The organism is Duganella aquatilis (assembly GCF_009674565.1).
GTDB lineage: Bacteria > Pseudomonadota > Gammaproteobacteria > Burkholderiales > Burkholderiaceae_D > Rugamonas > Rugamonas aquatilis.
Genome location: NZ_WKJL01000009.1, coordinates 108,584 through 122,261, shown reverse-complemented (window position 1 = coordinate 122,261; position 13,678 = coordinate 108,584). Strand labels below are relative to the sequence as shown.

The following is a 13,678-nucleotide window of genomic DNA, read 5'->3' as shown; positions in this document are numbered from 1 at the left end:
GACAGGGACAAAACGGCATGCTGCGGCGGCCGCGCAGCATGCATTCATGCGGGTTTCAGCGGCTTTGCATGCGGCGCGTCAGTTTCCACAAACCGCCCAGCGCCATCGGCACCACGGCCACGGCCACGCCGAACAGCACGATCTCGGTCAGGTGCTCGCGCACGATCGGGATATTGCCGAAGAAGTAGCCGGCGGTGGTCAGCAGCGCGACCCACAGGATGGCGCCGGTGAAGTTATACAGCTGGAAGCGGGCGAAGGTCATGTCCGAGACGCCGGCCACGAACGGCGCGAAGGTCCGCACCACCGGCACAAAGCGCGCCAGCACGATGGTCTTGCCGCCGTGTTTTTCGAAGAATTCGTGGGTGCGGGTCAGCGCAGCCTTGTTGAGCCAGCGGTAATCGTGGGTAAACACCCGCTGCCCGACCTTTTCGCCGATCCAGTAATTGACGGTGTTGCCCGTGATGGCAGCCGTGGTCAGCAGGACCACCAGCAGCGGCAGATTCATTTCACCGACGGCGCACAGGGCGCCGGCGATGAACAGCAGCGTGTCGCCCGGGAAGAAGAACAGGACCACCAGGCCGGTTTCGGCGAAGATGATAGCGAACAGAACCACGTAGATCAGCGTTCCGTATTGTTGGATCAGCATTTCCAAGGTCTTGTCGACATGAAGGATCATGTCGAAAAATTGCATAAAATCCATATTCTTCCCATAAAGTAAGCGCCGGAATCATACACCACCCTAAGCCCTAGCGGCATCGGTTTCCGAGCGATTGATATCCAGTTTACAATCCAGCTAGGTCCCGCAGCAAGCGGGTTCGCTCAACCAAGGAGATTTGGATGGCTTTGTTACACATTTTCCGTGCTTTATCCCTGCCGGCCCTGGCGCTGGGCCTCGGCGCCGCCGCCGCGCATGCCGCCGACCTGCCGGTGCGCCCCAGCGCCAGCGACATTATCAAGACCTCCAAGCCGTCGGACTGGCGTCCCACCGACCCGGCCAACACCTTGTATATGGACCTGCCGACCGGCCGCGTGGTGATCGAACTGGCGCCGGACTTCGCGCCGCTGGGCATCGCCAACATCAAGACCATGGTAAAAGAGCATTATTTTGACGGCCTGGCCATCATCCGCTCGCAGGACAACTACGTGGCGCAGTGGGGCGATCCGAACGCCGAGACCAAGCCGAAGTCGCTGGGTTCGGCCAAGGCCAAGGTGCCGGGCGAATTCACGGTGCCGATGTCGAACGACAAGCACTTCGTGCAGCAGAAGGACGCCGACGGCTACGCGCCGCAGATCGGCCACTCCAACGGCTTCCCGGTCGGCCGCGATCCCAAGGCCAAGAGCACCTGGCTGATCCATTGCTACGGCATGGTCGGCGTCGGCCGTGACAACGACACCGACAGCGGCAGCGGTTCCGAGCTGTACGCCATCACCGGCCACGCGCCGCGCCATCTGGACCGCAACATCACGCTGCTGGGCCGCGTCATCTCCGGCATGCCGCTGCTGACCACTCTGCCGCGCGGCAACGAGGCGCTGGGCTTCTACGGCCCGAACGAGGCGCGCATGCCGATCGTCTCGGTGCGCCTGGAAGCCGAAGTGCCGGAAGCGGATCGCAGCCACTTTGAAGTGATGCGCAGCGAAGCGCCGATCTACGAGCAGGTGCTGGAAGCGCAGCGCAACCGCGGCGGCCCGTGGAATAAATACGCGGCCAACTACCTGGAAGTGTGCAACGCCATGATTCCAGTGCGCGAACGGCCAAAGCAGTAAGTCCTGGCGGGGGACCAGTTATAATCTGGAGATGAACGCGCCAGACACTGCCCCCCGCACCCCACGTCCCATCCAGGCCCTGCCTGACCAGCTGATTTCCCAGATCGCCGCCGGCGAGGTGGTGGAACGACCGTCCGCCGTGGTCAAGGAACTGCTGGAAAACGCGCTGGATGCCGGCGGCACGCAAATCGCCGTGCGGCTGGAGGAAGGCGGCGTCAAACGCATCTGCATCACCGACAATGGCCGCGGCATCCCGCCCGAGCAAATGCCGCTCGCGCTGGCGCGCCACGCCACCTCCAAAATCAGCTCCCTGCACGACCTGGAAAACGTCGGCACGCTCGGCTTCCGTGGCGAGGCGCTGGCGTCGATCGCCTCGGTGGCCGCCGTGACCATCACCTCGCGCACCGCCGACGCCGCGCACGCGTGGGAAATCGTCGGCTCGCACAACGCCACGCCGGCGCCGTCGTCCGGCGCGGTGGGCACCACCGTCGATGTGCAGGACCTGTACTTCAACACGCCGGCACGGCGCAAGTTCCTCAAGTCCGAGCAGACCGAGTTTGGCCACTGCGCCGAAGTCGTGCGCCGCATCGCGCTGGCGCGGCCGGACGTGTCGTTCTCGCTGAGCCACAACGGCCGCACCATCGATCACTGGAACGTCAGCGAGATGGCCAAGCGCAGCGCCCACATCCTGGGCGACAACTTCGCCGAAGCGCGACTGGCGGTCGATGAAACCATGGGCCCATTGCGCCTGCACGGCTACGTCGGCCTGCCGACCGCCTCCAAGGCGCGCGCCGACGGCCAGTTCTTCTACGTGAACGGCCGCTTCGTGCGCGACAAGGTGCTGGTGCACGCGGTGAAGGCCGCCTACCAGGACGTGCTGCACGGCGACCGCTTCCCGTCCTACGTGCTGTCGCTGGAGATGGACCCGGCGCTGGTGGACGTCAACGTGCACCCATCGAAAATTGAAGTGCGCTTCCGCGACAGCCGCGCCGTGCACCAGTGCGTGTTCCACGCGGTGCAGCGCGCGCTGGCGCAGACCTCGGCCACGGCGCACGGCAGCGTGCCGTCGCCGCTGCCGGCGGCGGACAGCCTGAACACCACGCCGATGTGGCGCGGCGAGCAGACCTCGTTCGGCCCCTTGCTGGCGCCGGACTATGCGCCGACCTTCTCGCCATCGCCGTTCGGCGCCGGCGGCAGCGGAGGCTCGGGCGCCGCAGCCGCCAGCACGCAGGGCAGCTTTGGCAGCAGCTACGCCGGCCCGCGCTTCGGCGCCGACGGCGGCGTCGCCCAGAGCACCGAAAAATACGGCGCCCTGTTCCGCGACAGCGACCGCCCGGCCGGCGCGCGCAGCGAATCCGACATGACGCTGCCGCAAGCCAGCTCCTTCACCGTCTCCGCTGCCGCCATGGCGCAGGAAGAATTCCCGCTTGGCTTCGCGCTGGCGCAGCTGCACGGCATCTACATCCTGGCGCAGAACGCCAAGGGCCTGGTGCTGGTCGACATGCACGCCGCGCACGAACGCATCCTGTACGAACAGCTGAAGAACGCGCTGGACAGCCGCGTGGCCGGCGAAGAAATGCAGGTGCAGCCGCTGCTGATCCCGATCACCTTCTACGCCGACGCGGTGGAAGTGGGCACCGCCGAAGAACATCAGGACACCTTGCAGGCACTGGGCTTCGACATCGCCGTGCTGTCGCCGACCACGCTGGCGGTGCGCTCGGTGCCGGTGCTGCTGAAGAACGCCGACGCCCAGACGCTGGCGCGCGACGTGCTGCGCGACGTGCGCGAATTCGGCGGCTCGCGCGTGCTGATCGAACGCCAGAACGAACTGCTCGGCACTCTCGCCTGCCACACCGCGGTGCGCGCCAACCGCATCCTGTCGGTGCAGGAGATGAATTCCCTGCTGCGCCAGATGGAAATCACCGAACGCGCCGACCAGTGCAACCATGGCCGCCCGACCTGGGTGCAGGTGGAAATCGGCGCGCTCGACAAGCTGTTCCTGCGCGGTCAATAACATGAGCGCGAAACCACTGGCCGTCGCCATCATGGGGCCGACGGCGTCGGGCAAGACCGCCTCCGCCCTGGCCATCGCCGAACGCATCCCGTCCGAAATCATCTCCGTCGATTCGGCGCTGGTGTATCGCGACATGGACATCGGCACCGCCAAGCCGACGCGCGAAGAACTGGCCGCCGTGCCGCATCATCTGATCGACATCATCGACCCGCTGGATTCGTATTCGGTGGCACAGTTTCGCAAGGACACGCTGCGGCTGGTGGAAGACATCAGCGCGCGCGGCAAGCTGCCACTGCTGGTCGGCGGCACCATGCTGTACTTCAAAGGCCTGGCCGATGGACTGGATGATTTGCCGGGCGCCGATCCCGCCGTGCGCGCCGCGCTGGATGAGGAAGCGGCCCGCCTCGGCTGGCCCGCCATGCATGCGCGGCTGGCCGCCGTCGATCCGGAAACCGCCGCGCGCCTGGCGCCGGCCGATTCGCAGCGCATCCAGCGCGCGCTGGAGATTCACGCGTTGAGCGGCAAGCCGATGTCCGAGCTGCTGGCGCTGCGCGAGAAAACCGAGCTGCCGTTCGAGCTGCTGTCATTTGCACTGGAACCATCCGACCGCGCCGTGCTGCACAAGCGCATCGCGCGCCGCTTCGACATCATGCTGGAAGAAACGCCGCAGGGTAACCTGATCACCGAAGTGGAAGCGCTGCGCCGGCGCGGCGACCTGCATCCGGGCCTGCCGTCGATCCGCTGCGTGGGCTACCGCCAGGCATGGGAATACCTCGACGGCGCCATCGACTACGCCACCATGCGCGAAACCGGCATCATCGCCACGCGCCAGCTGGCCAAGCGCCAGCTGACCTGGCTGCGCTCGATGCCGGAGCGCGTGGTGCTGGACTGCCTCGCCCCCGATCCCGCCAACGCCATGCTGGCGCAGATCGCCGAACGGCTGGGTTAAGCCTTCGGCGGCTCGCCGCTCATGTACACCACTTCCCACAGGTGGCCGTCCAGATCCTGGTAGCCGTGGCCGTACATGAAGCCATGGTCCTGCGGTTCCTTGTAGGCGCTGCCGCCGGCCTCGATGGCCTTGTTGACCAGCGCCGTCACCGCATCGCGCGATTCCATTTGCAGGCACAGCAGCACCTCGGTCGACGTGTGCGCGTCGCTCACCGGTTTCGGCGTAAACTCCTTGAAGCGCGTTTCGGTCAGCAGCATGACAAAGATATTCTCGTCCACGATCATGCACGTGGCGGATTCATCGGTGTAATGCTGGTTGAAGCTGTAGCCCAGGTGCGCGAAGAACTTGATCGACTTCTGCAGGTCGCGCACCGGCAGGTTGATGAAGATATTGGTTGCCATATTGCCCCCGTTATAAAAATAATCATCGGCGAAGACACAGAATACCAATATGCCAATATTTTGACGACCGCCACGCGTTATTCGGCACTTTTTTCAAAAAATTTTTGGGTCAGTCTTGACAGTCAGGGTGCCATCCCCTATGATGCTGGGCGTTGCAGGTGATATAGCTCAGTTGGTTAGAGCACAGCATTCATAATGCTGGGGTCGATGGTTCAAGTCCATCTATCACCACCAAGATTCCGAAAGCCGTAATTCACACTGTGAGTTACGGCTTTTTTGTTTTTCTTGTGCCGTCACAAGGCCTGCTGTCGAGGCGCTCGCTACATTGGAGACTTTCTGTTCTTGAACGGAAAGTCCATGCAACGCTACCACATCACGCTCGGCGCCAGCACCAGTGCTGGCGGCAAGGTTATCAGCGCCAGCAGTTGCTGCAGCATCGACGGCGTGCTGGTCGCGCTGGAGGGCGACGCCATCTTCTGCCCTGCCTGTAAATCGCCAGGCAAGATCAAAATCTTCGGCCCACGCATCTCCGAAAGCTGGAACGGCATGCAGGTGGCGTTGCAGGACGACCTGTGCGTCTGCAAGTGCACGCCGCCGCCCAAGCTGATCGCCAGCCAGCAGCACAAATATCAGGAAGTGGGCGGCAGCGCACCTTCCCCTGCCTCGGCAACACAAGCCGCCGCGACTGCGCGCCAGGAAGCGCAAGCTGCTGCCCTTGGCCATCAGGAAGAACAAATCACACTGCGTTTCCTGGACGACCTCACGCAAGCACCACTCGCCTCCCGGCGCTACCGGTTGGAGCTGGTAGGCAAAACTCTCGAAGGCATTACCGACAGCAGCGGCTACACCCAGCCCATCAACACAGCCGAGCGCGCGCAACTGACCGCCTGGCATCTTCTCGACTAGCAAGGAGACTTCCATGCCGGACGATGTCTTCACCAAACACCCGCACGACACCACGCCGCTCGGCCGCAACACCACGCCCGTGCCGGAGTGCGACGTCCACAGTACCACCGTCGGCGGCAAAACCTGCAAAGCCATCGACGTGCCGATCCTCAGCTGCGCCAGCATCTGGCTGCGCGTCCAGAAAGAAGCCGAAGCGTGGATCGCTCCCGGCGGCAAGCTGATCGCCGATCCAGTCGCGCGCAACCGCCGCATCAATCAGGCCTATGCGCAGCTGTGGCTGGCCGACAAGCGCTTTCAATGGGCGGGACTGGCGGCGTTCGCCTCCAAACAAGTCGGCTGCGGCCTGCTGCATGCGGCAGACAACATCAACAAATCACAGGAAGAAATGGCGGCCAACGCCTACCGCCCCGACATCGCCAGCAGCGCCGACATCGCCGCGATGAACACCATTCCCGCAGCCATCAGTGCCAGCTCGGCCTATATGTACCAACAACTCGCCCTCGGCAACACCACGCTGTTCCTCGACATCTACCCGCTGCACCGTTTCTACATGCTGCGTGGACTAAAACATCTGCAAGGCTGCTTGCGAGAGCGCGCACTTATCTTTAAAGACATCATATGGCCAATTGCTCAAACTAAACTGGCGTTCGGCCAGCCCGCCAGAGATATTGTTGAAGCCTTCGAGATGGTCGAAAATAACTTGATTGCCAAAAGCGTGGAGCGATTCGCTCACCATGAGCAAATCAATGTTCTTCAAGCCACGATATATAGTGATATCGCGATGCGAAGAGCGCTAGATGCAAACCAATTTTCTTGGGCCGTAAATTTTCCAACAGGTGTTGCAGCAGAAATCTCGCTTACGTTATCCGCAGAATGTAAAACCGTTGCTGGTCCTCTCACCATTATGTTCTCCAGAAATAAGACTGCGAGACTATATGACGAAGATGAACGGATGAAGTTTGTGTATGCGGCGGCGGCACGATTTGACGATCTACTGAAAGGAAGTGCTGAAAAAAATATTGAAGATTCTATAAATGAGATTGCGCGAAATGGAGGCGTGCGATGAGGAAGCGATGGTTTGTCACCCTCGGACTTATTAGCTGCGCTGCCCTCGCATGCCTGGACTCCCCAGCACCAACGTCGCTCTCCCTTCGCGTACAACAGCCGTTTCATGAGGTGGTAAAAGACTCCAGTTTTCCCGTAATGGCATCTTCAAATATTCCCGATGCTAGCACTGACGGTAGCGGCGCGACGTGGGTAACCGAACCAGCTGTCGTTATTCATTTTAACGACGCCGAGCATGGTTTCACTTTACCGCCGACGACATTCGCAGCGGTGAGTTATAGCGACTATCGAGTGATTACGATAGACACGTCGCCCATGTTAAAAAAACTCTCGTTTGGCGAAACACTGGAGATAGTCGATTCATTGCAGCGACAGTTTCAAGCCAAAGGTTGGCAATTGGCGCACGGTGCGAAATGGATAGATCTGAGCGATTCGGGAAAATCAACCTTGCGCGCCGTCCTACGCGAGCATGGCCATTGGATCTCGATCAGAGTACCTAAAAAGTATTACATGTTTTTCGGCTTGCATTGCTTCGAGCGATGCGACAGCCGTATCGGATTGGACCGCTATCTGATCGATATCAGTATTGGCAGGGATATCGAACTTAACGAGGAAAACACTAAGACAAATTAGCGCAACGGACGACACGGTATGGCGAAGTCCATGTGATAGTGTTCATCGTGCCGTATCCACGGTCGTTCCTTCATGAAGTGCAGGTGCTGATGCAAATATGCGCCACGGTTGGTGGAGAGCAGTTGCGGCATCAGTCGCGGATCGAAGATCACGCGCGTGATGCCCAGCTTGTGCGACTCGGCAGCGCGGGACAATTGGTACAGATGTTCGGCCATGGCCTCATAGTCGATTCGAAGATCCTTGAATTTTCCGGCGTTGTCGAACTCAATTCCATAACCAAACTTGTTGGCGGCATTACCCGGCAGCGGCACTGATGCGCCGGCGGCGTTTAACACCGGCACCATGAAGTCCACCGACAGGCCAGCCTGATGGGTTTTGTGCGGGCGTATCTGTCCGCCCTTGGCGAAGCCGGTCTCGCCGTAGACAAAGGTTGTCTTCGGCATCGATAGCTCAAGTGCGTGATACGCATCAACCACTATCTCGCGCACCGCGCTGTGCACATAGGTTCGGCCAAGCTGCACGCCCAAGCTGCTGTAGGCAACGAAATTGGCGCCATCCTTCGGCAACTGCACGCCCTCTTCCAGACGCCCATGGGCGACCGTACCGTAACAGGTGCTGGCTATCCCGATGCCTGGCGAGGTGGCAAGCGCAATGCAGATTAGTAGGCGATGCATATCTCATCCTTTCATGCGGCCACAGTTTTGCCACAACTGCGCCACATCAAACTGATCGCCCGCAAGCGCAGGACAATGTCCTAAACTATCACACAGGAGGTGCATCATGAACGACCGACCTGAGCAGTGGGATTGGCCGGAACCAGTCCAGGAAATGATGTCGGACGAAGACTTCGCGATGATCGTGCAAGAGATGGCTCGCGAGCCTGGGTACCATGAAGCGCGTGCACGCCGAATTGCCGCGTTCGAAAAGTTGCGTCAGGAAATCCTGAGTCGCAAGAGCCAGCCGCCCGAGATTGAACAGCCGGAGTTGCCCGAACCGGTCCAAGAGATGATGTCGGACGAAGACTTCGCAATGATCGTTCAAGAGATGGTTCGTACACCTGGCTATGAAGAAGGCCGCGCCCGCCGGCTAGCGGCGATCACGGAATTGCATGAATACTTGCGCAATTACCAGGTTTTCCCGGCGGACGGTCTGAACTTCATGCGCGATGATGAAGATAATGAAAAATGAAAGCCGCGCTTTTCGATACCAATATTCTCATCGATGCCATCAGCGGCTACCCTGAGGCCTTCGCCGAATTTGGATGTTGGCAACGGACAGCCATCAGCGCCATTACCCTGATTGAGCTGTACGCCGGTGTAGCTCTGAAGGATAAACAAGAAATCGCCAGCGTGCTGGCCAGCGTCGGTTTTGAAATCATTCAAATTGACGCCACTATCATCAACATCGCCGCGCGCATCCGCAGCGCCAGCGTCCGCAGGCGGGCTAAAATCGCACTGCCTGATGCGATCATCCTGGCGACGGCGCAGGCGCGGAGCTTGGTCGTCGTGACGCGCAACAAGAAAGATTTCAAAGGCCCCAACATCCGCGTTCCCTACGAACTGGAAACCGTCACCACCACCCGTATCATCAACATCCGCCCGCCGCCACTGCTGTAAATTGGCTCGTCGGTTTTTCCCCACATCGTCGTATAGAAAATTTGCGTTGGCCTATACGATGTCGGCATACCTGACCGTCCAAAACCTCGCCTTCCCCGCCGTTTTCAATTTCACCACACGAACAAAATCGCTCGCTTTCAGAGCGAAATCCGCTGCGCTACGCCCGCGCAAAGCCTCTGCCGCACCGCAATAAAACGTTTTCCGAACCGTGTTGCTTCGGCTTGTCGAAATGGCTAGTCTTGATTGTGACAGGTCGTCAGACAACCTGCACCCTCCCAGAACTAACCACTGAGGAAAAACATGAAAAAGAAAATAATGGAGACTGTGGTTCCGCTCGCCTTGGCGGCCATGTATGCCCCTGCTGCGCTCGCCCAGCAGGCCCCGACACCTCCGGCAACGGCCCCAACCGCCGAGCCGCCGCTGCCTTCGCCATCCGACGATCCCGGCACCACCGTGGTGGTCACCGGCTTCCGTTCCAGCCTTCAGAAAGCGCTTAACCTGAAGCAGCAGGCGATCGGCGTGCGCGATTCCATCGTCGCCGAAGACATCGGCAAATTCCCGGAGGCGAACGTCGCCGAATCCCTGCAGCGCGTGCCGGGCGTGATCCTGAACCGCGACGAATCGTCCGGCGAAGGCCAGCGCATCTCGATCCGCGGCCTGCCCACCGAATACTCGGTCACCACGCTGAACGGCGCGCCGGTCAACACCACGTCCACCGCCACCATCGGCACGGCGGCGCGCGGCTTTAATTACGATGTGTTCGCGTCAGAACTGTTCGGCCGCGTGGACTTCTACAAGTCGCCGCTGGCCGAGCTGACCGAGGGTGGCCTTGGCGGCGTGGTGGACCTGCAAACGCCGCGCCCCTTCGACAATCCGAAGCGCACCATCCGCTACGGCCTGACCGACACCTACAACACCAGCTCCAAGCACAACGATCCGAACGGCTTCGTGCTGTACTCAAACACCTGGGATAACCTCGGCTTCCTGATCGGCGCCTCGCACTCGGGCAGCATCAATACCCGTTCCGGCTTCGAGGCTACCGGCGGCTACAACAGCTCCTTCAACGGCAGCCAGAATCCGGTCAAGGGCAACTTCGCCCTGGCGCTGGACTTCGACAGCCCGCTGGCCAACCTGGGCAACTACACGCGCGACCAGGTGGCGAAAGCCTTCCTGCCGCGTATCTACCGCTTCTACGGCTCGCAGAACGAGCGCACGCGCGACGGCCTGGTGTCGTCGGTGCAGTGGAAAACGCCGACGCTCAACGTCAGCTTGGACACCATGTACTCCAAGCTGGAGAACACGCGCGCGGAGCAGCTGTTCGGCATCCTGGTGCGCAGCACCGCCACCACCAACCGCAACGCGCCGGTCGGCGCCTCCGGCAACAACGGCCTGATACCGCTGAATGTCAGCATCGACCCATCCACCAATCTGCTGACCGGTACCTTCGGCAACACCACCTACAACGCCGGCGCCGCCTACACCAAGGACGACACCAAATTCGGCTACGGCGCGCTGAACGCCAGCTGGAAGGCCAGTCCCAAGCTGACCCTGAGCGGCCAGGCCAGCCTGAATCAAAGCACCGCCACCAGCGCCACCGGCCAGCTGTCCGGCTACATCTACGGCGCCACGTCGACCATCGACTACGGCAGCGATCACGTCTACCCGTCGATCTCCTCGCCGACCAGCTACACGGACCCGAACAGCTGGAGCGGCTTCACCATCGGCACCGGCTGGACCAAGGAAACCGACAAGGGCAAGCAGGCGCGCGTCGCCGCCGATTACGACTACGACCTGCCCGGCGGCTGGACCGGTCATCTGAAAACCGGTCTGACCTACGTCGCCACCATCAAGGGCGTCAACAAGCGTAACGGCACCGCGCTGGCCACCGCGCACCTGAACAGCATCGGCGCCGCCGGCCTGCGCACCGCGATGACGTCGCAACTGCCGATCGACCACCTGGACTTCGGCGCCGGCTGGCCGCACAGCTGGGCGACCTGGAACAGCAGCTATTTCTACTCGCAGTTCGATCCGAATACCTACAACCCGGAGTCCACCTTCACGCCATCGCAAAGCTTCGCGGCGGAAGAGGATGTGAAGACCGCCTTCGCGCAGTCAGACTTCAAAGGCGATATCGGCGGCCACGAGCTGCGCATCAACGCCGGCGTGCGCTTCTCCAAGACTGAGACCAGCATCGACAACTTCAAACAGAAAGGCGCGGGCCTGGTCTATTCGCCGAACCATGAGCAAGGCTCGTACAGCAATGTGCTGCCAGCCCTGAGCAGCGCGCTGGATCTGACCGATACGCTGATGTGGCGCGCCTCGTGGGGCAAGACCATCACCCGCGCCTCGCTGTCCATCATCGCGGCGCAGACGGTGATCCCGAACCAGTTCGACAACTCGGCCACCTCGGGCAATCCCAACCTGCGTCCGCAGCAGTCGAAGAACCTGGACACCAGCCTGGAATGGTACTTCAAGCCTGGCAGCCTGCTGTCGGCCGCCCTGTTCCAGAAGAAGCTGACCGATGCCACCGTCGCCAACACCACCGTGGTGCCGTTCTCCTCGCTCGGCTTGCCGGATACGGCGCTCGGCCCGCTGTTCCAGGATGCGAACGGCCACGTCGACCCTAACCTGGCGATGACGCTGCGTACCTACACCAACGCCGGCGAGCAAACGCTGAAGGGTTACGAGCTGGCCTACCAGCAGGCCTTCAACTTCCTGCCGGCGCCATTCAACGGCATGGGCGCGCTGGCCAGCTACACCCACATCAATCCCTTCAACAGCGTGCCGTGGATTACCAATGCGGGCAAGGTCATCGACGTCAACTCGGTGCCGAAGTACGCCTACAGCGCCACGATCTACTACGAGCAAGGACCATGGGCGGCGCGCATGTCCTACAACTACAAGGACAAGTCGTTGCATCCGGACAGCCCGCGCAACCTGGGTGACGATTTGATCCGCTGGCGCGCAGGCCGTGGCTACCTCGATGCAAACATCAGCTACAAGATCAACGAGAACCTGGAGTTCCGCGTCGATGCGCTCAACCTGAGCAACACGCTGGCGTATGATTACTTCGAAGACGCGAGCGGCCAATACGGCAGCGGCAAAAAGACCCGCATGGACTATGCCAAGTATGATGGCCGCACGATCAAAATCGGCATTCGGGGAAAACTCTAAACCATGATGAAACGACTCTACGCCGCCGGCCTGCTGGCGGCCAGCGTGACCGTATTGGCCGGCTGCGCTTCGGCGCCGCCGGCGGTCGATACTTCCGAGCAGGAGGTGATCGGCATTATCAACAAGGTCAATGGCTACTGGCAGCAGCGCGAAGCGCCGCAGAAGTGGGCGTTCTGGGACGTCGCCGCCTACCACACCGGGAACATGGAGGCCTACCAGATCACCGGCAATCCGGCGTGGCGCAAGTATTCGGAAGACTGGGCCGCGCACAACAACTGGCAAGGCGCCAGGTCCACCAACAAGGCGACCTGGAAGTACCAGTACGGCGAGACCGACGACCATGTGCTGTTCGGCGACTGGCAGATCTGCTTCCAGACCTATGCTGACCTGTACCAGCTCGATCCCGATCCGAAGAAGATCGCCCGCGCCCGCGAGGTGATGGAGTACGAAATGAGCACGCCCAACCAGGATTACTGGTGGTGGTCGGACGGCTTGTACATGGTGATGCCGGTGATGACCAAGCTGTACGCGATCACCGGCAATCGCCAGTATCTCGACAAGCTGTATGAATATTTCCAGTACTCGAACAGCATCATGTACGACAGCGATGCGCAGCTGTACTACCGTGACGCGCGCTACGTCTATCCAAAACACCAAAGCGTGAACGGCAAGAAGGACTTCTGGTCACGCGGCGATGGCTGGGTGTTCGCCGGTCTGGCCAAGGTGCTCAAGGATCTTCCGAAAGACGACCCGCATCGCACCGAATTCATCGCCAAGTTCCAGAGCATGGCGCAGGCGCTGAAAAAGGCGCAGACCGACGACGGCTACTGGACCCGCAGCCTGCTCGACCAACAGCACGCGCCGGGACCGGAAACCAGCGGCACCGCCTTCTTCGTCTACGGCTACCTGTGGGGCATCAATAACGGCCTGCTGGAACGCGACGCATATCTGCCTGTGGTGCGCAAGGGCTGGCGCTACCTGAGCAAGACCGCGCTGCAGGCGGACGGCAAGATAGGCTATGTGCAGCCGATCGGCGACCGCGCCATTCCGGGCCAGGTGGTGGACCAGAATTCGACCACGGCCTTCGGCGTCGGCGCCTACCTGCTGGCCTCATCGGAACTGGTGCGCCTGCTGCGTCAATAACAACGGAGACTGA

The 13,678-nt window shown here is 61.1% G+C and carries 13 protein-coding genes and 1 tRNA gene; 11 read left to right on the top strand and 3 right to left on the bottom strand.

Going from position 1 to position 13,678, the window contains the following annotated elements:
- Positions 1 to 55: 55 nt before the first annotated feature.
- Positions 56 to 700 carry a VTT domain-containing protein gene (locus GJ698_RS14165; protein ID WP_154358266.1) on the bottom strand — a complete coding sequence of 215 codons (645 nt, stop codon included), beginning with the start codon at positions 698 to 700 and terminating at the stop codon, positions 56 to 58.
- Between the two features lie 137 nt (positions 701 to 837).
- On the opposite strand from GJ698_RS14165, the gene GJ698_RS14160 reads away from it, so the two are divergent.
- The 3 genes from GJ698_RS14160 to miaA are packed head-to-tail and all read left to right on the top strand — an operon-like array spanning position 838 to position 4,727.
- Positions 838 to 1,764 (top strand): peptidylprolyl isomerase, encoded by a 927-nt coding sequence (locus tag GJ698_RS14160; RefSeq protein WP_154358265.1) that lies wholly within the window; start codon positions 838 to 840, stop codon positions 1,762 to 1,764.
- A 31-nt stretch (positions 1,765 to 1,795) separates the two neighbouring features.
- The gene (gene mutL / locus GJ698_RS14155) at positions 1,796 to 3,778 is read left to right on the top strand and encodes a DNA mismatch repair endonuclease MutL (RefSeq protein WP_154358264.1); all 1,983 of its coding nucleotides are present in this window, start codon (positions 1,796 to 1,798) and stop codon (positions 3,776 to 3,778) included.
- A gap of 1 nt (position 3,779) precedes the next feature.
- Positions 3,780 to 4,727, top strand: coding sequence for a tRNA (adenosine(37)-N6)-dimethylallyltransferase MiaA (gene miaA / locus GJ698_RS14150; protein WP_154358263.1), 948 nt, complete (start codon positions 3,780 to 3,782; stop codon positions 4,725 to 4,727).
- Here miaA and GJ698_RS14145 read toward each other — a convergent pair.
- Complete coding sequence (locus GJ698_RS14145; protein ID WP_154358262.1) at positions 4,724 to 5,128, bottom strand: VOC family protein; 405 nt, start codon at positions 5,126 to 5,128, stop codon at positions 4,724 to 4,726. The genes miaA and GJ698_RS14145 overlap by 4 nt on opposite strands.
- 157 nt (positions 5,129 to 5,285) lie before the next feature.
- On the opposite strand from GJ698_RS14145, the gene GJ698_RS14140 reads away from it, so the two are divergent.
- The 4 genes from GJ698_RS14140 (at position 5,286) to GJ698_RS14125 (ending at position 7,732) form a co-directional block, all read left to right on the top strand.
- Positions 5,286 to 5,362 (top strand) — tRNA-Met (locus GJ698_RS14140).
- 123 nt (positions 5,363 to 5,485) lie between these two features.
- Positions 5,486 to 6,034 (top strand): PAAR domain-containing protein, encoded by a 549-nt coding sequence (locus tag GJ698_RS14135; protein ID WP_154358261.1) that lies wholly within the window; start codon positions 5,486 to 5,488, stop codon positions 6,032 to 6,034.
- 13 nt (positions 6,035 to 6,047) lie between these two features.
- The gene (locus tag GJ698_RS14130; protein ID WP_208023821.1) at positions 6,048 to 7,100 is read left to right on the top strand and encodes a DUF2515 family protein; all 1,053 of its coding nucleotides are present in this window, start codon (positions 6,048 to 6,050) and stop codon (positions 7,098 to 7,100) included.
- Complete coding sequence (locus GJ698_RS14125) at positions 7,097 to 7,732, top strand: hypothetical protein (protein WP_154358260.1); 636 nt, start codon at positions 7,097 to 7,099, stop codon at positions 7,730 to 7,732. The genes GJ698_RS14130 and GJ698_RS14125 overlap by 4 nt, the downstream gene beginning before the upstream one ends.
- On the opposite strand, the gene GJ698_RS14120 is transcribed toward GJ698_RS14125, so the two are convergent.
- On the bottom strand, positions 7,729 to 8,406 hold the full coding sequence (locus GJ698_RS14120) for a penicillin-insensitive murein endopeptidase (protein WP_154358259.1): 678 nt from the start codon (positions 8,404 to 8,406) through the stop codon (positions 7,729 to 7,731). The genes GJ698_RS14125 and GJ698_RS14120 overlap by 4 nt on opposite strands.
- 106 nt (positions 8,407 to 8,512) lie before the next feature.
- On the opposite strand from GJ698_RS14120, the gene GJ698_RS14115 reads away from it, so the two are divergent.
- The 4 genes from GJ698_RS14115 to GJ698_RS14100 all read left to right on the top strand — a co-directional run bounded on the left by GJ698_RS14115 (position 8,513) and on the right by GJ698_RS14100 (position 13,665).
- Complete coding sequence (locus GJ698_RS14115) at positions 8,513 to 8,920, top strand: hypothetical protein (protein ID WP_154358258.1); 408 nt, start codon at positions 8,513 to 8,515, stop codon at positions 8,918 to 8,920.
- A complete protein-coding gene (locus tag GJ698_RS14110; RefSeq protein WP_154358257.1) occupies positions 8,917 to 9,348 on the top strand; it encodes a PIN domain-containing protein in 432 nt (143 codons plus the stop codon). The genes GJ698_RS14115 and GJ698_RS14110 overlap by 4 nt, the downstream gene beginning before the upstream one ends.
- A 300-nt stretch (positions 9,349 to 9,648) precedes the next feature.
- Positions 9,649 to 12,522, top strand: a complete 2,874-nt coding sequence (locus tag GJ698_RS14105) for a TonB-dependent receptor (protein WP_154358256.1) — start codon at positions 9,649 to 9,651, stop codon at positions 12,520 to 12,522.
- 3 nt (positions 12,523 to 12,525) lie between these two features.
- Positions 12,526 to 13,665, top strand: a complete 1,140-nt coding sequence (locus tag GJ698_RS14100) for a glycoside hydrolase family 88 protein (RefSeq protein ID WP_208023820.1) — start codon at positions 12,526 to 12,528, stop codon at positions 13,663 to 13,665.
- The last annotated feature ends 13 nt before the right edge of the window (positions 13,666 to 13,678 follow it).

What these genes read in the sequence shown, in the direction of transcription:
- GJ698_RS14115 (WP_154358258.1), top strand. Translation starts at nt 8,513, where the DNA reads ATGAACGACCGACCTGAGCAGTGGGATTGGCCGGAACCAGTCCAGGAA.
- mutL (WP_154358264.1), top strand. Translation starts at nt 1,796, where the DNA reads ATGAACGCGCCAGACACTGCCCCCCGCACCCCACGTCCCATCCAGGCC.
- GJ698_RS14105 (WP_154358256.1), top strand. Translation starts at nt 9,649, where the DNA reads ATGAAAAAGAAAATAATGGAGACTGTGGTTCCGCTCGCCTTGGCGGCC.
- GJ698_RS14100 (WP_208023820.1), top strand. Translation starts at nt 12,526, where the DNA reads ATGATGAAACGACTCTACGCCGCCGGCCTGCTGGCGGCCAGCGTGACC.
- GJ698_RS14120 (WP_154358259.1), bottom strand. Translation starts at nt 8,406, where the DNA reads ATGCATCGCCTACTAATCTGCATTGCGCTTGCCACCTCGCCAGGCATC.
- GJ698_RS14110 (WP_154358257.1), top strand. Translation starts at nt 8,917, where the DNA reads ATGAAAGCCGCGCTTTTCGATACCAATATTCTCATCGATGCCATCAGC.
- miaA (WP_154358263.1), top strand. Translation starts at nt 3,780, where the DNA reads ATGAGCGCGAAACCACTGGCCGTCGCCATCATGGGGCCGACGGCGTCG.
- GJ698_RS14135 (WP_154358261.1), top strand. Translation starts at nt 5,486, where the DNA reads ATGCAACGCTACCACATCACGCTCGGCGCCAGCACCAGTGCTGGCGGC.
- GJ698_RS14145 (WP_154358262.1), bottom strand. Translation starts at nt 5,128, where the DNA reads ATGGCAACCAATATCTTCATCAACCTGCCGGTGCGCGACCTGCAGAAG.
- GJ698_RS14160 (WP_154358265.1), top strand. Translation starts at nt 838, where the DNA reads ATGGCTTTGTTACACATTTTCCGTGCTTTATCCCTGCCGGCCCTGGCG.
- GJ698_RS14130 (WP_208023821.1), top strand. Translation starts at nt 6,048, where the DNA reads ATGCCGGACGATGTCTTCACCAAACACCCGCACGACACCACGCCGCTC.
- GJ698_RS14165 (WP_154358266.1), bottom strand. Translation starts at nt 700, where the DNA reads ATGGATTTTATGCAATTTTTCGACATGATCCTTCATGTCGACAAGACC.
- GJ698_RS14125 (WP_154358260.1), top strand. Translation starts at nt 7,097, where the DNA reads ATGAGGAAGCGATGGTTTGTCACCCTCGGACTTATTAGCTGCGCTGCC.